General features: G+C 47.2%; 17 protein-coding genes and 1 riboswitch. Of the genes, 4 read left to right on the forward strand and 13 right to left on the reverse strand.

The features are described 5' to 3' along the window. Positions 1-2 precede the first annotated feature (2 nt). The 4 genes from GVJ32_RS07905 to GVJ32_RS07920 all read right to left on the reverse strand — a co-directional run bounded on the left by GVJ32_RS07905 (position 3) and on the right by GVJ32_RS07920 (position 3,461). The gene (locus tag GVJ32_RS07905) at positions 3-713 is read right to left on the reverse strand and encodes an urea amidolyase associated protein UAAP1 (protein WP_159239518.1); all 711 of its coding nucleotides are present in this window, start codon (positions 711-713) and stop codon (positions 3-5) included. 2 nt (positions 714-715) lie between these two features. Continuing rightward, positions 716-1,492, reverse strand: a complete 777-nt coding sequence (locus GVJ32_RS07910; protein ID WP_159239519.1) for an ABC transporter ATP-binding protein — start codon at positions 1,490-1,492, stop codon at positions 716-718. Then, a complete protein-coding gene (locus GVJ32_RS07915) occupies positions 1,489-2,313 on the reverse strand; it encodes an ABC transporter permease (RefSeq protein ID WP_159239520.1) in 825 nt (274 codons plus the stop codon). Before GVJ32_RS07915 ends, GVJ32_RS07910 begins: the two co-directional genes overlap by 4 nt. A 104-nt stretch (positions 2,314-2,417) precedes the next feature. Then, the gene (locus GVJ32_RS07920; protein WP_159239832.1) at positions 2,418-3,461 is read right to left on the reverse strand and encodes a putative urea ABC transporter substrate-binding protein; all 1,044 of its coding nucleotides are present in this window, start codon (positions 3,459-3,461) and stop codon (positions 2,418-2,420) included. 61 nt (positions 3,462-3,522) lie between these two features. Then, positions 3,523-3,652: riboswitch (guanidine-I (ykkC/yxkD leader) on the reverse strand. Positions 3,653-4,004: 352 nt separating this feature from the next. On the opposite strand from GVJ32_RS07920, the gene GVJ32_RS07925 reads away from it, so the two are divergent. Beyond that, a complete protein-coding gene (locus tag GVJ32_RS07925; protein WP_159239521.1) occupies positions 4,005-4,349 on the forward strand; it encodes a hypothetical protein in 345 nt (114 codons plus the stop codon). A 433-nt stretch (positions 4,350-4,782) separates the two neighbouring features. Here the strand turns inward: GVJ32_RS07925 and GVJ32_RS07930 are convergent, their stop codons facing one another. Next, entirely contained in the window at positions 4,783-7,170 is a 2,388-nt protein-coding gene (locus tag GVJ32_RS07930) for a TonB-dependent receptor (protein ID WP_159239522.1), read from the reverse strand. Positions 7,171-7,559: 389 nt separating this feature from the next. Here GVJ32_RS07930 and GVJ32_RS07935 point away from each other — a divergent pair, with 389 nt between their 5' ends. Next, positions 7,560-8,111, forward strand: a complete 552-nt coding sequence (locus tag GVJ32_RS07935) for a TetR/AcrR family transcriptional regulator (RefSeq protein WP_159239523.1) — start codon at positions 7,560-7,562, stop codon at positions 8,109-8,111. 60 nt (positions 8,112-8,171) lie between these two features. Here the strand turns inward: GVJ32_RS07935 and GVJ32_RS07940 are convergent, their stop codons facing one another. Then, on the reverse strand, positions 8,172-8,942 hold the full coding sequence (locus GVJ32_RS07940) for an acetoacetate decarboxylase family protein (RefSeq protein WP_159239524.1): 771 nt from the start codon (positions 8,940-8,942) through the stop codon (positions 8,172-8,174). Between the two features lie 61 nt (positions 8,943-9,003). Next, a complete protein-coding gene (locus tag GVJ32_RS07945; RefSeq protein WP_159239525.1) occupies positions 9,004-9,978 on the reverse strand; it encodes a Rieske 2Fe-2S domain-containing protein in 975 nt (324 codons plus the stop codon). A 364-nt stretch (positions 9,979-10,342) separates the two neighbouring features. Between GVJ32_RS07945 and GVJ32_RS07950 the strand changes: the two genes are divergently transcribed. Next, positions 10,343-11,284 carry a DMT family transporter gene (locus tag GVJ32_RS07950; protein ID WP_159239526.1) on the forward strand — a complete coding sequence of 314 codons (942 nt, stop codon included), beginning with the start codon at positions 10,343-10,345 and terminating at the stop codon, positions 11,282-11,284. Positions 11,285-11,390: 106 nt separating this feature from the next. Here GVJ32_RS07950 and GVJ32_RS07955 read toward each other — a convergent pair whose 3' ends face one another. Together GVJ32_RS07955 and GVJ32_RS07960 are read right to left on the reverse strand one after the other, a co-directional pair. Then, entirely contained in the window at positions 11,391-11,993 is a 603-nt protein-coding gene (locus GVJ32_RS07955; protein WP_159239527.1) for a TetR/AcrR family transcriptional regulator, read from the reverse strand. Between the two features lie 120 nt (positions 11,994-12,113). After that, on the reverse strand, positions 12,114-12,992 hold the full coding sequence (locus GVJ32_RS07960; protein ID WP_159239528.1) for an SDR family NAD(P)-dependent oxidoreductase: 879 nt from the start codon (positions 12,990-12,992) through the stop codon (positions 12,114-12,116). 145 nt (positions 12,993-13,137) lie between these two features. Here GVJ32_RS07960 and GVJ32_RS07965 point away from each other — a divergent pair, with 145 nt between their 5' ends. Continuing rightward, complete coding sequence (locus GVJ32_RS07965; RefSeq protein ID WP_159239529.1) at positions 13,138-14,379, forward strand: cytochrome P450; 1,242 nt, start codon at positions 13,138-13,140, stop codon at positions 14,377-14,379. 275 nt (positions 14,380-14,654) lie between these two features. On the opposite strand, the gene GVJ32_RS07970 is transcribed toward GVJ32_RS07965, so the two are convergent. From GVJ32_RS07970 to GVJ32_RS07985, 4 genes are all read right to left on the reverse strand, one after another. After that, positions 14,655-15,071: a hypothetical protein gene (locus GVJ32_RS07970; RefSeq protein WP_159239530.1), complete on the reverse strand. Its 417-nt coding sequence runs from the start codon at positions 15,069-15,071 to the stop codon at positions 14,655-14,657. Between the two features lie 54 nt (positions 15,072-15,125). Continuing rightward, on the reverse strand, positions 15,126-16,091 hold the full coding sequence (locus GVJ32_RS07975; RefSeq protein WP_159239531.1) for a spirocyclase AveC family protein: 966 nt from the start codon (positions 16,089-16,091) through the stop codon (positions 15,126-15,128). A 68-nt stretch (positions 16,092-16,159) separates the two neighbouring features. Next, on the reverse strand, positions 16,160-18,541 hold the full coding sequence (locus tag GVJ32_RS07980; RefSeq protein WP_159239532.1) for a TonB-dependent receptor: 2,382 nt from the start codon (positions 18,539-18,541) through the stop codon (positions 16,160-16,162). Between the two features lie 256 nt (positions 18,542-18,797). Then, positions 18,798-19,280 carry a hypothetical protein gene (locus GVJ32_RS07985; protein WP_159239533.1) on the reverse strand — a complete coding sequence of 161 codons (483 nt, stop codon included), beginning with the start codon at positions 19,278-19,280 and terminating at the stop codon, positions 18,798-18,800. Positions 19,281-19,357 lie beyond the last annotated feature (77 nt).

The raw sequence follows: 19,357 nt of genomic DNA on the forward strand, positions 1-19,357 counted from the left end.
CCTCAGCTGCCTAAATGGTACAGTGCGTTATTTTTAAAACCACGGCGGTTTTCGTCACAGTGATTCAAGCACACATCATCCTCGCTCATCGGCGCTGCCACGCTAAGCTCCACACCAATACGATGACGTGGGTAGTCTTCAGATTTTCGTAAGGGATGCGGACAGGCGTGAATTAAAACTAAAGTATCCATTTCTAATCTCAGGCTAACGCTATTACCTGCCGCGCTCGCATTCGACGCCAGCGTCATATTGCCATCTGCATCGGCAACCACTTTGCTAAACCAATTGATATTGGCCGCCATGTCTGCAGCGCCTAGGCCGTACTTTGCCAGCTCAGTTAAAAAGGCATCGTAACCGTTTTGATGCCAGTCATTGCGGTCATTTTGGTAGTCCCGCGCTCCCCAGCGATCTGCAACTTGGCTAGCATGGATATTGCCGCACACCGTGTCGTGCCAACCCATATCATCAGCGATAACAGAGGCAAAAATGCGCCCCATATCGGAATACAGGCAATGACCCTTGGTTAATTTAAATGTGTGTTGACACTTGAGGGTGTCTGGCGCGTTATAGCGTTCCAACAGATTGCGCGGGTTATAAAACAACATGCCGGCGTTACCGTTACCATCTAAATCACGCAGCGTAATTTGCGTGCCACGCCGCAGCTCAATAGACCAATGTCCACCTGCGGGAATTTCAGTTTGATAGTTTTCCATTCTTAAACTTGCTCCGCCTGATTTTTAGTTGCCAGACTTTCATCAATTTCATCTAGTATTTCCTGCTCGCACACACCCACCGGCAAGTCATAGGTAATGCTAGCGCCATAGGCATTTGGGGCCTGGGCGTCTACCCGCCGCTTGTCGAAGACCCACAGACGCGTGCCCAGGTGAAAGCCTTCTTTTAAGTCGTGAGTAACCATAAATACGGTAAGCTTATGTTTACGCCATAAATCCAAAACCAGCTCATGCATATCGGCGCGAATGCCTGGATCTAATGCACCAAAGGGTTCATCTAATAATAAAATTCTCGGTTTTAAGATGAGCGCCTGAGCGATGGCGAGACGCTGGCGCATACCGCCGGAAAGCTCATCGGGATAGCGATTTTGCATATGCGCTAGACCAACAACATTCAAGAGTTCCGCCGCCTCTGTGCGCGCTGCCTTTTTTTCCGCGCCCAACAAAAATCCCAGCTTCGTTTTTTCAAATTCGCGGGCAATGACCACGTTGTCTAAAACACTTAAATGGGGAAACACTGAATACTGCTGAAACACAACGCCACGCTCCGCATCGGGTTCGGAGGGAATGGGCTTGCCGTCTATCAATATACTGCCCTGAGATGCCGAATCAGTACCTAAAAGCATTTTCAAAAAGGTACTTTTGCCACAGCCAGAGGCGCCTACCAGGGTGACAAATTCGCCTTCTTTTACGGTGGCAGAAATGTTTTCTAAAATGACGTTATCGCCAAAGCGCTTCCAGACATTTTTAATTTCAATCATGACTTACCCTCCTGCTGCGCATGCCAAGGGAAGGCAAAGCGACTCAGCTGAGCAAGCAAATAGTCGATGATAAAAGCCAGTAAGGTTATCCATGCCACATAGGGCAGAATCACATCCATAGAAAGATAGCGGCGAACCAAAAATACGCGATAACCCAAACCATCTGTTGATGCAATTGCCTCGGCGGCTATTAAGAACAACCACGCAGAACCTAAGGAAAGCCGCACAGCGTCAATCAGGCGCGGCATCAACTGGGGAATAAGCACGCGCAAAATAATTTGGCCGCTATTGGCACCCAAGGTCTGCGCCTTCACTATTTGCTCACGGGGAATTTCTAAAGTGCGCTTTTGAATGTCTCTGGCGATAAAAGGCGTTACACCAATCGCAATCAATGCCACCTTGGACACCTCGCCCAAACCAAACACAATAAACAATACCGGCAACAAGGCCATTGGCGGCACTAAAGACACCACTGTAAGTAAAGGTGCAAAGCTGGCGTTTAGCACTGGCAGTGCGCCGGTCATCAGACCAAATAGCATCCCAAGTGAGGCTGCGATCACCATACCCAAGCCCAAGCGACGCAAGCTGCTCAAAGTGTCTTGCCAGAACAAATAGTCACCACTGCGCTTACTGGGCTCGAAGGCAAGGCGCTGAATAGCGTCGCCCATCTGAGTAAAGCTAGGCAATAATTTATCCTGTGGGTTTTCTGCAAGCCGAGCGTCAGACGCAGAAATATAAATCAAAATAATAACCGCGAATGGCAGCAGAGCCAGACCGATTCGCCATATACGCGCAGGTGTAAAATTAATAAGTCGTTTCATAAAGACCTTGTTTTGCTACTACTTTTACGGCGTGTTTCGCAATATCTATTGCTACTTAGCGCCACGCTAGGCCTTTGTATACAGCTTCGCGCGGCGCCACCTCCTTACAATTTTCCGTCTGCAGCCATTTGCATATAACTCGGGTCAAAGCGGAATTTAATGTTGCGGCTGTCTCCATACACACCGGCAGGTGTTTCTATGCCGATAAAGCCTGCATCAGGTGCACCTTCACCCAATAGGCCGTGGGCAAAGGAAAACTCTGCAACGTTTTTCATCGTTGTTTTAAGCGCCGCACTCTTGGTAAATTCCACTGCTTTTTCGGCACTGTAGAACATTTTAGTACTTGCCAATTGCGCCTCATAACCCGCGAGATCAGTGCCCGACGCGCTACCCATTGCGGTACGCGCCGCTATACCGGCCTGTCCAGCATCGCTCATGGTTGCCATAATTTCATACCATGCGCCGGTAAGTGCCTTACCCAAATTTGGGTTGGCTTTTAGTACGTCGGTATTGATTACAAGAAGGTCAATAATCTCGCCGGGGATTTGCGAGGAATCGAATACTTTATTTGCGCCGGGCATGCTTACTATTTCGCTAAGCAGCGGATTCCATGTCGCAACTGAGGTCACCCCTGCCGTTGGAAATACCGCAACCATGTCTGCATCAGATGTATTGACCACGGTCACATCAGACTCGCTCATACCCACACTTTCTAAACCACGCGCAAGCAAGTAATGAGACACGCTGAGCTCAACCAGATTGACTTTCTGACCCTTGATATCTTTAAGATCTTTATAGCCCTTCAATACCACGCCGTCGTTGCCGTTAGAGAAATCGCCAACAATCAGCGCAGTACTATCCACCCCGCCCGCAGCAGGAATAGTAAGCGCATCCATATTAGTCATGGCACAGGCGGCGAACTCGCCAGTGGTGTATTGGTTTATCGATTCGATATAGTCGTTGATTTGTACAACCTCTATGTCGAGGTCATATTTTTTGGCCCACTTATCAACGATCTTTTGCTCGGCGCCGTAGCCCCAAGGCATCCAACCCACGTAGATAGACCAGCAGATTTTGAAGCTGTCGGTAGCGGCAGCAGAGAATGACGAGAATGTCAGGGTAAGAAGTAAAGCGGCTAATCGCTTCATGGGTAAACCTCCAGCGGTTTTACACGGATTCATTGAGCACTCCTGGCGAATATCGCCGATCGTCTCCCGGGCTTTTGTCCCGCCGTGTAACCTTGTGATTTAGCCTGTCTGCTAAATGCGCCGAAGGTCGAAAGCTCTCGGACCAGTCATCTCAAATCGATTTTGAGATCGGAACCCTAGCTTTCCATTTTCAAATTGTAGTCGTCCAATATCACCAAGAGTGCGGACAGTATCACTAATACAGGTTTCGTGCCAAGCCTGCCTAATACCTGCCGCATGGGCTTTTACAAGGGTTATCTGCCAAGATCACAAAACCTCACACCCCACATTTGCACCAATACAGGACATCCGGCGCACCACAAAAAAGCACAAATCTCGTTTTGAAGACGACAAATTATTGTCGTTCTCATTGCCTAAAATCGACGTATTACGAAATAAAAACGGAACTTGTACTCAAAAATTAAAAGTTTAATTTTACAATCTAATTATGTTAGATTAAGTTTATAACGATGATAATTAGCGTCCAAAATAACGGAGTTCAATATGAAAAAGATATCTACCAAACCGCTTCTCGCTGCAGCCGCCATTGCACTTAGCTCGTCACTATCTCAGGCGCAGCTATTAGGCTTGCCAATACCATCAATTGGTAGCATCGCCCCATCCGGTCTTGTTACTTCAATCACAGAAATCGCTGTTGGCGAAGGGCTTCCAATAGTTACGAATTTACTATTTAGCAGCCCCCTGACTCCTCTTATTGTTGGACTTGCACCTCAAGCAGCGCCCCTAACTAGCATTCTGCTCGGCAATCCAGTAGATGAGGTCTTGGCCTTAATCTCGCTCGACGGCAGCAGCCCCTTGGGTGCCCTAGGCACGCTTCCCGGACTGTAAAGCGACACTTTCAAGTGTTTATATGTTTGCCCTGCTTTTGCAGGGCTTTTTTTGAATAAATTTTATGTCCCAACCACGTTGACAAAAAATATTTCCTAGCTGATATCATCATGAGACCTTTGCACGATGTTATTTTGCCCTCAACCTTCGTCGCCTATAGCACCGACTGTTGGCAAAATCGTAGCCAAAGCACTCGCTCCACTGCGCGCAGCCACAAGACATAACGGGCTGGCTTTACTCAATCGGTCATTTATAACGACAAACTCCCTCATTTACCGTAGCCGCTGGTCACTTGCACAAGTGCGTGACCTTCGCTGCGTTTTCCCTTGCTAGTGAACAAAATTTCGGCTTGTGCAAAGCGCTCATCGTATTTTTAAGCACAAAAAAAAGCGCCCCAAAGGGCGCAAAAGTACTCTTGTTAGCCTGACAAAAATTAATATTCCCAGTTCAATCTCAAGCCATACGTTCTAGGTGGCGCCAAGTAATCTGAACGCCCCGCATCAGTATGAAATTGCGAGTAAGTATAGCGGTCATCACTTAAGTTTTTACCAAAGGCGGTTATCCGAATATTTGTGTCGTAATGCAGAAAGCCTAATGCTGCATCCACAACGTAATATTCATCTTCCCACGACACTGGCGAATTTTGCGCTAGATAATAGAAACCTTGGTTGTAATAAACGCTGGTGGAAAACTCCAGCTCGCCAAGGTCAGACACTTCAACAACCTGGTTTAAACCGAAGCTACCGCTGAATTTGGGTGTACGGGTTACTCGGTTGCCGGTAAAGTCGCCCTGACGGCTATTATAAAAGCCATCGCCTTCGTTATAACCGCTGCCATTTTCATAAGAGGTGTATTCAGAGTCTAAGTACGAGCCAGTTAATGCGAGCACAAGGCCCGGATTCATATCTGGCATGGGCACCCATTGGGAGTCGAAATCAATACCGCGAATTCTCGCGCCACCGGCGTTTTCAAGCGATACCGCACCACCGCTCAACAAGGAAATAAACTGAACTTGTAAATCTTCAATTTCATTTTCGAAGATTGCAAAGTTCATTGTTAAACCTTGATCAAAGAATTGGGATTTAAGACCAATCTCCATGGTGGTCACTGTTTCTGGGCGAACATATTCGGGCTCATCGTATACGTTTACGGTATTGAACGTACCACTCTTATAACCTTGGGTATAAGTTGCGTACGCCAATATGTCATCGTTAAAGTTATAGCCCACCGATACTTTGGGTGAGAAGTTATTGGTGTCCGACACTGGGCGACTAAACTGCAGCAAGCTGCTATTGCTGCCATCTAAACCCACTAAGCCCACACTAGATTCGATAACACCACGAGTCTCTTCTTGATATCGACCACCCAAGGTTAGGTATAAATCGTCGGTGAAGTGCAAAGTAGACTGCGCAAAATATGCGGTTGATTTAGTACCGAGCAAGGACACTAATCCAAGCGACACACCGTCTGGCACAGAAATCCCCAAACCACTGGTTAAGCCCGTAACAACGTTAATTAAACCTTGCGGTACGGGGATACCCAGCAATGCGCCGTCACTTAGATCTAAGCCCAGAACTGACAGGCGGTTAAGTGGGAAGCCTGACTCCTGCTCCAAGTGGAAAGCACCAACAATCCACTCTATCCACTCCGGGCCATTTTCGTTCGACAGGAACTGGATCTCTTGGGTTTTTACATCGGCAAACTGACCCTTAGCGTCGAAGGTGATGAAGGGGGTATCGGAGCCGTCAAAGTCATAGACGTTGTCAGTTGCGATATCTTGCTTGCTGGCCAAAATCTTCATATCGAACCAATCGGTGCGCCACTCAAATTGCCCGTAATACACGTCGTTGTCTAAGGAGAAATAACTTGGTAAATCAACATCAACATAATATTCGCGGGTCTCTGCACGAGTCCCCAAAGTTTGTGCCAATACGCTCGGCGCTACATTTGGCATCGCCGTTGAGCTAACACCGTACTGATCGAATTTAATGTAGGCGAGGTTTAAGTCCATATTCTCGGTTGGCGAGAAGCGGATTTTCATCCGATAGCCTTCACTTTCCTCTTTAGGAAATGCTTCGCTACCGCCGTTGCCATCCCCACGTGTACCCTTGTAGTAATTATCTGATTCTGCTTTGGTATACGACACACTCGCCGCCAACCAGTCAGTAACGGGTAAGCTGCCATGTAAACGAAAGTTGGTATTATCAAAACTCTCTTTACTCGCCAAGACCGACACCTCAGGCTCCACGCCTGGCGATTTGGTGATGATGTTAATGGCACCACCGGTAGAGTTCCGACCAAACAAGGTACCCTGCGGCCCTTTTAATACCTCAACCCGCTCGACCGCGCCAAATGCCTGCGACTGTCCGTTTGCAAAGGGGTAGTAAATACCATCAATATAGGTCGCAACACTGGGGTCGGAATCTGGCAAGAATGCATCACTACCCACACCGCGAATATAAATAACCGCGAAGTTTACGGTCTGACCGTAGTACATGCCTGGGGTAAACTGGGCTAAATCTTTGGGGTCATCAATACCCATCGCATCTAGCTTTTGCTCTGAAAACGCTGCAAGAGAAATAGGGACGTCCTGCGCATCTTCGGCGCGTTTCTGCGCCATAACCACAACTTCTTCGATCAGACGGTTTTTACCGCGAGTTTCTGTGCCCGCCTCTTTCTGTGCCCACGCCGGTGAACCAGCAAGAACGACGGCGCCAAGAGAGGCTAGCGAGATCGCTCTTGCCAAACGTAAACGTTTAAACACTGAGGGCTTTTCCTGCAGATTTGCCACGCGTCCTACCGGACTTTCTAAACTGGCCATTTATTGCCTACCTTCCATTTGCTAGTAATTATTGTCGGCGATCGCTAAACAACCGCTTTGTTACAAATATTTATAATACGTATCATTTGATCTGTCAAGATTTAGCTAATCGATTAAATTAATTTTGATCGTGGTGTCACACTATCCACACTACACACACTACACACAAATTAGCCCGCAACAGCCAAACTCGCCACTCACCCCAGTAAGTCCGCGCCGTCAAATTGCTATTTTGCTGAAATATCGATTAACATTTCGACTTTGTGCTCAGCCTCACAATGCGCAGGCCGCCGCCCACACAGGAATCTCGACAAAACCTAAATATGCAAACTCCCTCGAAAAGCATGCAAAAAACAAGAAATACCGCCGAAAATAAGCGGAAAGTGCTTATGGAAGCTGTCACCAGCTGCATTAAGATGTATGGTCTAGAAAAGACCACAATGGAGAATATTGCGGAACAGGCCGGCTTAAGCCGAATCACCATTTACCGCAAGTACAGCAATCGTAACAACCTAATCAGTAATTTTCTGGCCTACCGCGCTGAACAATTCAACGCCAAGATCAAGGCTAAAATTAGCGACTGCAGTAGTATGGAACAAGCTCTGGAAGTGTACTTTATATCAAGTGCAGAGCAGGCGTTTAAAGATGAGAGCGTAAGGGTACTTGTAGAAACCGCTCACGTGTTTAAAACCATATTGAACGGGGAGGAGTCTCCAATAAAAGACGCCATTATGGAGACATGGCAGCCCCTGCTGAAAAAATTGAGCGCTGATGACGCTCAAATTCTCAACATTGACGACTCCGAAATCGTCAACTGGATCATCATCATGCAGCACAATTTCTCGCGCATGGCGATTGAAGCCGAGTGCTCGGCCGAGCAAATTCGGCAATACATTAAAGACTTTGTTATTCCTGCCTTTGTTATTAAAACCTCAGCCTAGGGCGGCGCAAAGCTAGGCGCGATTAAATTCGCGCCAAAAACATCGCCACCCTCTCTGTTGCTAACCCTTCTTCGGCGCGCCAAACTCCCCTGGCCAGCGAGAACCACCTATGGTATCTGCAAACGGCTGGAAGCCCTCTGGGTCTAATGGCCCTTCGAGGGTGATTTGACGATCTAAAAATATCGGCGTCCATAAATGTGCTTCAGGCTCGCTGCGCACGGGCAACTTACTCGCCACTGGGTCCCAAGGGCTGTCGTTAAGGGTCAGTTTTCCGCTTAACTTCTCCACATAAGCTGTGCCGTACTTGCTATACACCCGCACCACATGGGGTGGAAAATCATAATCCGTCGATGTCATATCGACACCGCGCAAACATTTAATCCACCACTCATTGGTTTCAAACTCCGGCGGTATGTCGCCCGGCCCAGTCACTTGGCCGCTGTATTCAAGAAAGGTATAACCGCGATGCGTGACGCTCGCACTAATGTAATCCATTAACCGAAAATACTTGGTCTCGGCATAATATTTTGGCTGCCCCCAGCGCTCATGACTGCCGTAGATGGCCGCCTCCTGATCTATTGCTATGCCTAAGGTATATTCCCCCTCAATGCCATTGTAGACAGCATCCACATTCACCACGCAGCCGTACTCAGGCTCATTTAATACCGGAAAATTATAGATCGTCAGGGTAACCTTCGATGTTTTTGCCGGCGTGATCCCCGGCGGCAATAAATCGGCAATTTTTTCTGGATCGGTAAGGTAACTAATTTTCAACATCGGCCAGTTTAAAATATCACCTGGCTTACCAATGGGTGCAGTGGAATTAGTCATAGTATTTTCCCCATTATTATTAATAATTTAATTCTGATTTATCGACAGCTAAAAGCTGCCCTTACGCGGCGTAAAACTGTTGGAACCATTTACGGTATTTGGCAATTGGCCCATCACCATCACAGAGGGTCGGCTCGTCTAAATACACCTTGTTTTCCCAGATCGGAATGTCTTGCTGAACTTGATGCACAATCTCGTCACGGAAGGCATTGGCATACAATTTATGCTCATCTGATTGCTGCTTTGGCATGCTGAAGCTAAAGCGCATATGCAAACTCTGCTCATCAATAGGCGTTACCGTACCCATCATCACAATTTCGAAAAGTCGCGAAAATTTCTGGTAGGTTTGCCCTGGGCCATAGGACGAGGTCACCAATCGCCCCATATCAAAATTTTCACCACTGCGGTCGATATTGCCAAACTCATCAATCGCCTCGGTTAAGCTATCCATGACCGTACTGCGCTGATAGCCCTCAATCGTTACTTCACCCACTGGCATTTCTGGTGATGCATGAACCGTCACAAAATGCGCGATATCAACCGCATTCTCACCGGTTTCCTGAATAATCGAATTGATTCTCCAGTCGTAAACATCCATCTCTGTCCATTCTTGCGAATGCAATTCAGGATGAGACTCTACCTCCCATAATGGCTCAGCATCCTGTGGGTGATACCAAGCCCAGATCATTTGATTGCACTCTTTTACGGGGTAACGACGCAGTGCTTGCTTGCCGTCAATTTTGGGCGGCATATTCTTGGCATAAGGTACCTTGGTACAAAATCCGTCGCCGTTGTACTCCCAGGCATGGAATGGGCAGCTGATATTCTCGCCCTTAACAATCCCACCGTGGCCCAAATGCGCACCTAAATGCGGGCAGTGGGCGTCGAGCAATGCAGCCTCCCCTGATTCTGTGCGGAACAGCACCAAGTCACGGCCAAAATACCGCAGCGGCTTCACATCACTCGGGGTTAATTCCTTTGTGTATTCAATCGCAAACCAGCCGAACGGAATGGGCTTGTCATAACGCGTACTCATACTTTTCTCCCACACTGGCATGCCGAGTAGCAACGCCGAAAAAGGTAACTATAGTGTAAAAAAAGTATATGGTTTACATTTTAAGGTCAAGCGGAGATTTTAAATATGCACATTAATATTCATTCACCCGGTTCATGAGTTGCATATTTAGGCAGAAGGGATAGATCNCGAATGTGGCATTTCAGACGAAAGAGACGTGAGCCACGTCGAATCACTACCGCCCTTACCACCAGATAAATACGCTGTTTGCGGCTTGTTGATCGAGCGGTGATTTTATTTGGTCTTAATCATCAATAAATTGATGTGAATGCTAAGTGTCTAGAGAGCCATTATACTAATCGTTAAATTTAATCAGGCCGAGCTTTTGAACAACGCATATAAATCCGATCTGCTATTGGTGCTTGTGACTCTATTAGCGTCAATCAGTTGGATGTTCTCAAAAGAGGCTGTATTGCAGATGCCACCTCTGCTTTTTATGTCTATTCGTTTTTTTCTGGCGGGTTTACTTCTTAGCTGTGTGTCTTACAACGCACTGGGAAAACTTGCCGGCTGTGCGTGGCTGCATTCTGTGCGAGTTGGATTAGTATTTGGCTTCGCCATGTGCTTTTGGGTTACAGGGCTGGCCAAAGCAAGTCATGTAGGGGAAGCGGCTTTTTTAGCTAGTCTCGGCGTCGTTATGGTTCCGATCATTGGGCGCGTGTTGTTTAAGGAAGCAATCCCTCCCAGCACGTGGTTCGCGTTGCCGGTAGCACTTATCGGCCTTGGCTTTCTTTCACTTAGCGAACCAATGGACCACGCGTTAAAAGCAGAGACGTCACATATTTTGCTACTGGCATCAGCGGCTTTTTTCGCACTGTATTTCAATATGAATGCGCGAGTCACCAATATTCAATCGTTCGTGCGTGAAAATGGTGAGGGTAGCAAAGCAAGCAAGATTCCAGTGCTAGCCTTAACGACGATAGTGCTAGCAACGACAGGTGTCATAACTGGAATAGCCTCAGCAATACTTGAGCCTTGGCAACCCACGTTCACAAACATTCAAGCTGAACTAGTCGGTTGGATTGTTCTATCTGCGACTATCGGTACCGCCCTACGCTTCTTGGTTCAGACCTATGCACAAAGCCTGACAGCAAATAGCCACAGCGTAGTTATCATGGTTTTAGAACCACTGTGGACGACACTGATAGCAATGGTATGGTTTAGTGAAAGTATGAACGGCAGCCAGTTAGTCGGCTGCCTTCTGATTTTATTATCACTCGTCATCAATCGCTTAAAGGCAATTACCCAGCTTATGCGCATACGATAAGAATTGGTGATATACCCTCAACGCTGGCGGTAAAAAATGGACTAGCAGCTACGCAAAGCCACCGCGTGCAGCCACCCTTCCTTAGCCCCAAACACAGAAAGAAGAGTTACTTTAGCATGCTACTTTTCAAATACCCTTGCAGCGACTGAAACCGCGCCAAGGTATCGTAGTTATCATCATGCAACCAATTCAGTGTAATGATGTTAGTCATACCCACCGTCATTTCTGCACAAAACTGTGGGCTAAGCCCTTCTTTCAATTGCGCCTTACTGTGGCTAAACAAACGCTGGTAGCAGTTGCTCATGAACTGCAGCTGGCTAGCGCCTTGACTCATATTGGTAGACAAAGACCCCACCAAGTAGCCAATGAGCTCGCGCTCTAATTTGCTGGCGGTGCTATTTCGTGTGGCGAGCACACCTAGAACAAATTCTAGCTGCGTAGCCAGATCATCGCTTTGCTCTATGGCTTCGGTGATCAGGTCGTCGGTGCGTTGCAGCAGTTCCGACTGACAAATATCGACTAGCAGGTCGTGCTTTGAGCCGTAGTAGTTGTAAAAGGTTTTTTTAGCGATATCAACGCAATCACAAATGGCGTCTATGGTGATGCCATCCACGCCGTATCGACTGATGAGGAGTAGGGTTTGCTCGCTAATATTTTCACGAACGGCCTTCTTTTTTCGCTCTCTACGCCCTAGCTGTACAACTGGCAAAATATTCACCTCTAAACCCTATTGAAGGATGGGATAGTAACGTAAGCATCAGCGGAGAACCACGCTGGAGCTGTCACCCGACGACAGCTCCCACCTTGCTAGATCACAATATACCCGTCACTACAAAACGTCTGGCACAGTTGGGGTTGTTCTATTTAAGATGCTATCTACCCTTGCCACAAAGCCTGCGCGCGCCTTGTCTGACATTGGCGATATCCAAAAGCTCTCGTCACGAATACCTTGTATCGCAAAGGCCGCGACCTCTTCTGGCTCGGTGGTCTGCAACTGCATATCGTACTGAGCCATAATCGCCTTCATATCTTCTACAGAGTGAATCCCTGAGTCTGGCTTGTCGGGATTGCCCGGTAAAGACTCTGGGCGATTTCGCTCAGAATTAAATATGCCGGTGTTAACAACATGCGGACCGGGGAATAAGGCATTGACCTTAACCGGCGACTGGGTAGCTTGCAGCTGATAATGCAGATTCTCGGTTATCGCTTGCACCGCCGCCTTGCTAGCAGTGTAGATTGGGGTATTGGGCAGCATGAGAAACGCGCCATTACCAGAGCCCGTCACCACAAAATGTGCCTCCTCATTCTGGGCGACCAATTTGGGTAAAAATGCGTTAATGGAATGAATTAAGCCCCAGGTGTTTACCCGAAAGCCCCACTCCCAGTCATTTAGCTCGTAGTCCCACATATTGCCTGCTTCACCAGTGCCAACCCCGGCATTGGCAAACACGAGGTGCATAGCGCCAAAGCGAGCCATCACGGCATCTACCAAGGCATTCATCGAGTTAGCGTCGGTCACATCCGCGCGCTGCCCCATACATTCACAGCCCAGTGCCTCTAGCTCTTTTACCGTGCGATCTAGCGCCGTTGCCTCGATATCAGCCACGACCACCTTGGCACCTTCTTTGGCCAGTAAAAGCGCTATTGCCCGCCCGACACCACTAGCGCCACCGGTAATAACAGCCACTTTATTTGTAAAGTCTTTCATACCTTAAATCTCCAGATGCCAATTTTAATTATTAAGTAACTTGAGAATAAAATTACACTGGAGTATATTTTTTTGCAAGCAGCGATAAATTATCGGCAACAATAACAATCTGCAACGCCCAGCGCGTCACCAGAGAGGACCTACCATGTCAGAAAGTGCCACCCTTGCGCCCATCGAATCCTTATTCGACCCCAACTCACAGTCATACGCTGACAACCCGGCGCCGCAGTGCCTAGCCATGGCCGCGCGCGGCCCCTTGGTGTGGTATGCACCATGGCAGGCGTGGATCATGACCCAAATGCCGGACATCATGGATTGCTGGAAGCGCGAATACCTCTCCTCTGACTTCTACGACTGGGAGTTTGCCCCACCGCGCCCCACCGAGGAAAACTGGAACAAGTTTGAAAAAGCCTTGGTCGGTCACAGCCTGCTAGCGGATCCCGATCATCACCGCTTAGTTCGTCGTATCACCTCACCGGCGTTTTCGCGCAATGTGGTCGAAAACATCCAGCGCCAAATAGAGCCACACGTTAAACGCCTTTTTGACGACATAGGCACGCCAGAGTCCTTTGATTACATTACCGAGGTTGCCCAGCACATCCCCTTTATTTCGATAACCGCAATGGTTGGCGTACCAGAAAAATACTGGCCGGAAATGAAGCGTGTTACCCAAACCTTTACCGAAACATGGAACCCGACCATATCGGACGAACGCCGACTTCGCGCCCAAGAAGACAGCAACAAAGCCATCGATATACTGCAAGTAGTGATTGCCGAGCGCCGCGAAAACCCTCAGGAAGGTGACTTTCTCAGCGCCTTGCTAAAAATTGAAGCGGCAAATGAAAAATTTAACGAATGGGACATCATCACCCTCATCCTCGCCTTGATTGGCGCAGGCGCAGACACCACATTAATAGCCCAGCAATGGTCGGTGTACGCCCTGTTAAAAAGTCCTGACCAAGTGCCTTACGCATTAGAATCTGCCGATGCCTTCTCTAATGCATTCAGTGAAATTATGCGCTGGTCAGGCAACTCTAAAATGGGCTTTGCGCGCTATGCACCAAGCGATATGCAGCTACTGGGTCAAGACGTGAAAAAAGGTCAAATGGTGCTGATGATGCCGCACCTAAAAGACCATGACCCTGCCCACTTCAGTAATCCTGAAAAACTAGACGTAAGACGTAAATTTGAACCCGATGTACTATTTGGCTACGGCCCGCGCTTTTGTATTGGCGCCGCGCTGGCTAAGCGCCAACTGTATTTAACGATGGGGGAAATGTTTAAACGCTTTCCGAACATATCACTCGCCGAAGAACCCGAGCGCGATTTAGAAGACCACAATGCGGTGGTGTTTAAGCGTTTGATTCTGAATACCAATATAAATTGAATATTCGCCAAATAGAAAGCCAATCCGTAGGGGTTTAACCCATAAACCCCAAATAAAAAATCAGCCCCGTGAAGGGGCTGATTCAAAAAGCCAAAAAACCCAACAACTTTATTTAACTTCCAGCATTCCCACTGCAAGCACAATCTGTACTGACTCAGCGCAGCAAGAATTCAGTTTATACCAAAGTTAGTTAAACTAAACTGCCACGAGATAGCGATTAAATTCAATATTCAGAAATAAAATATATAGACAATATACTTTTACCTAGGGCTCTATTAAAGCCCTAAAATCGTTATCCATAATGAGTTAAAGCTAGCCGACCCAGGCATTAACACATCACTAAACATCACGCCCGCTGCAACGCCTTCAGCGACAAGAGTACCAATAGGAAGATCAGTTACTGCCAGGCCAAGAATGGGCGCTGCAGGCACAATTAACTGGCTTACTGGCAATAGCTCTAATAACGGAGCGATACTTTGCGACCCTGCTAACAAGGGAGCGGCGGCATCAGTTAGCCCACCCAGAGGCAAGGCGTCTAAACCAACTGAACCACCGCCTAATATCGGTATTGACGATAGCAAGCCCGCGCCTTGGTTTAAATTCAAGGCGCCTAGAATTTCGCCTTGCGCATAGGCTGGCGATTGGAAAGACATTGCTAATGTGAATACCGCAGTTATTATTTTAATTCTCATATCAAGAACCCTAATTTATTAGATAGCCATAATTTTAAAATAGTCAGCCGCCAATTACCTTCCGTACATCATATATTCGGGTAAAGTAATGAGATTATCTGAAAACATCGCGAATAAATTAAAACCGCCAAAATACACGCCGGTGCACAGCATAGAAAACGCACATGCAGCAAAGAAACGTAGCGGGAATTTAGCGCCGAAACTGAAGCGATCTAAACCTCGCTCGATAATGGTCAAACCATTGGCGTCTCGGTAATGCATCAACATGCTGTACATACTCACGTAGATACCTACCATAAAGGATTCGTATAGCGGGAATTGGAATTGACTTCCTTTCCACACTGTCAGCGCACCAATTGTGTTTGGAAACGAGTACGCGCCGGTTCTAATAATGGTAGATTCCGCCACTAGGTCAAACAAGAACACCACAGGAAAGGAACACAGCAAGGCAACCATAAAACCGCAATTAAACACATTGCGCAGATGCTTCACAACAAACAGCTGAATACTCGCCAGCGCGACACCAAAATACAAGTACATCGGCACGCCCCAAAATAGCGATTCCGCATAGTTTGTTGGCCCAGTGTGACCAGGGAAAAATGCCCCCCATGTTCCCCAGTTAATACCGTGTTTATTCCACGCCATGTAATAGTCAAAATAGTTAATCGACGTATCTAGGACATAACTTACAATTGCACCAAACAACAGTAAGCCTTCCATCGGAATACTCTTCCCTTGCAGCACTGGACGAAGGCAGTAAAATCCAAGCGCAGCAAGAGCAACTAACGACGACAATACTTCTACAATACGTATTCTTAAAATCTGAGCATCGCTAACTTCGTCAGCAGCAGTAATTGGCACAGTAGAGAAATGTATATCAGACAATATCCATTGACCAAAGACACTAGCCGAGAAAACACAGCACACAAGACCGGCCAAAGCCCAATACACAATTGCGTTCGACCGCTCTTCCTCCAAACTATTACTTTGAGCAATACCATCATTAACGAGATAAGACATTATTTACTCTCCAATAAATATTCCTCAGCATCCAAACCAAGGAATATCATTCCGAAATTATTATTTAATTATTGGTACGTCCACTTCAATCTCAGCCCGTACAAACGCACATTATCATTTGCAAGCAATGCCGAACCGAAGTCAGTTACGAAGGAATTATCAACGTAGGTTTTATCTTCAATATTGTTAATGAATGCCGTGACCTCTATGTCCCACGGCGTATAAAAGTAGGACATTCTGGCATTCGCTAGATAAAGCTCATCACGCTTCGACAGTTCCGNCTCCTGTGTTAAGAAGTAAAAACCGCTGCTGTATGACATATCAGCACCGATTTCTAGCGCATGATCCATATTAAAGTCTAAACGCTGACTCACGCCGAGGTTGTATTCAAATTTTGGCACGCGGGGAATGCGCTTACCGCTAAGGTCACGGGCAGGCAAATTAGCACCGCCGTTACCAAAGCCTAGGCCAGTGTCATCATCATAGCCGCGACCATTTTTAAAATCGGTGTAATGCGCATCGATGTAGGCAAATGCACCGGTGATGACAAATCCTGGATTCCACTCTTGGAAAGGTAGCAATAAGAAATCGCCATCGACACCGGTAATACGAGCGCCACCCGCATTCGTGAAGTTAGCAACGCCACCGGATGGGATAGATACGTTACTAGACAGGGGATTTTTTTGCTCGGTATAGAACACTGCTGTATTTAAAGTCAGCATATCGTCGAACAGTTTGGTTTTTACGCCAAGCTCGGTGGTATCTACTCGCTCCGCTTTCAAAGGCACCATGGTGCCAAAAATGTCACCCAGCAGGTTTACTGTATTGTAGGTTGGATTTTTCCACCCGCGAGCCCATGACACATAAAACTGAGTGTCATCATCAAATGGCCGCCATTGCAGTGCCAGCCGAACAGATACTTGCTCCGGCGTAAGCTGCGGTAACTCGCCTTGGGGCAGAGGTAAAACAACTTCACTGCCATCCTCTAAAAGAAAACTAGTATGAGAATCGTCAAGGTCGCGATCCTCCGCCTGATATCGAACACCCGTTGTTAGATCCAATGCATCACTCAAATGAAACGTAGGCTGTGCGTATACAGAAAATGACTCACTCCGTATAAGACCAGAATTAGCCAGCTGAATACCTGTCTGCCCCAAAATTGGAGGCAAATTCAAGCTCGCCAAAATATCGTTCAACGGATTAGTTAAAACATTACCGACGGATGAGGGGAGTAATTCATTGAGAATGTCTGGCGCCACGTTAAAGACAATAGGGTCAAAGCCGCCCTTGGACCTTAGATAAAACAATCCCACTGCCCATTCCATATACTGTGAGTAAGGCGTGTTTTCATTTGACAAAAATTGCAGTTCTGCCGTGTCCTGATTGATAGAATTCCTACTTCCAAACTCAGACTGTGTACCACCATGTGCGTCCGCTACCGGAAGGGCCGTGCCATCGAACGGGCCGTCGACCCGATGTGCGATAGCTCTTTGACGGGCAGTTATCAGCTTACTGGTGAAATATTCCGCCTCCCACTCAAGAGTGCCGCCCCAGATATAACTTTCGTTTTCACACCCAGCATCCCCATCCAAGGTCACCGTGCGATCAAACTTTTCGTCTTTGCCTACGGCCGCATCACCGCCCAGAATTATTGCAGGTTTAACATTCTGAAAGGCCAAGGCACAGTTAGACGTCACGAATTGCTTAGACCCATGCATGGTAAAGGAAAGCTTATCTGTGAAGTCGAAGCGCACTTTCAATCGCTGACCTTTAGATTCTAGGTATGGCGGCAGTCGGCCTGTACTGGCGTTCGTTAAATACTGATCCCGCCGATTGTGAAATACCGCAAGATTAAACGCGATAGCATCGGTAACAGGCACGTTCACAAAGCCTGTGCCACCGTACATATCATAGTTCCCGCCCTCTAGCTTCAGATCACCGTAAAACTCCTGATCTGGGTCAGGAGTGACGATGCTTATGGCACCACCCGTTGCATTGCGACCAAACAAGGTTCCCTGAGGCCCCTTCAATACCTCAATGCGCTCAACACGGCCAAGAGTATCTGAAGTGCCTTGTGCCGCTAGCAGCGGAACGCTATCAACGTAAAATGGCACACTAGAATCAACACCAGGTAAGAAGGCATCAGATCCTACCCCGCGCAGAAAAGTAATGTTAAATCCTGCGGCGTTGGTAACGGTGAAGCCGGGAGTTGCTAGCTGGATATCTTGAATGGACTGAATTCCCATTGCCTCCATTTTTTCCTGACTAAAGGCTTGAATGGAAATAGGCACATCTTGAATTCTTTCTTGACGCTTTTGAGCGGTAACCACAACCTCTTCTAGCATTCGGTTAGCACTCTTTTTAACAACTTCGCCGGTTTCTTGAGAATTAACCACAGTCGAAGTTGCCAGCGCCAATACCGTCACTGGCAACCAATTTCTAAACTTCATCTCTCACCCCTACTTATTTTTATAATTAGATAACTATTTTAGTTGCGACCAACTCTCAGATAAAGTTATCCGGCGTTGGAAATCGCTACAATTTACTACGCGACGTATCACTCCATCTCGTCGTTTACGACGAGATGGAGTGATACGTCGTCACATTCATAAATCATCAAAATGCCACACAAAAAATATTATTCTCCTCCACACAAAACCTATATAAAATTGATTTCGCGCCGTGATAAGTCATTTTCTGACCATCTTAGAAAGGCGCTAAAGACAAAGGAAATAATAGTAATTGATCGACTGGTAACGCCATCAAAACCTGACTAAACGCAGGTACCAACACTTGCGCGGGCTCCGTCTCTAAAAGACTACCCAGCACCGGCACGCCGCCAGCAATGGCATCATTAACTAAACCACTACCCAATATAGTGCCAACCAACGGTAGCTCTCCACCGCCGAATACGTCGGTGAGGGTAATTAATCGAAGCTCACCATTAATTATAGGGGTGAGCAGTGGCAAACCACCTTGACCACCTACGTCCGTAAGTGACGCTAGACCACTACCTAATAACTCATTAACCACGGGTTCAAACTGTATCGTAGTGAGTGCGGGTAGACCGCTAAGTACTAACTCCTGCCCCAAGGGCAGCAATCCACCAACGATGGGTATGTTTTGCGCGTTAACGTTAACAGTAATAAGGAGAGACGCCCCCAATAGCATTTTCTTTAGATTCTTCATTTTTATACCTCTAGCCAACTAGCTCATACGGTTAATAACTAGCTGTGTTATGGATAATTCAAAATTCGTAAATACAA

This window comes from Zhongshania aliphaticivorans, assembly GCF_902705855.1.
Classification (GTDB): Bacteria; Pseudomonadota; Gammaproteobacteria; order Pseudomonadales; family Spongiibacteraceae; genus Spongiibacter; species Spongiibacter aliphaticivorans_B.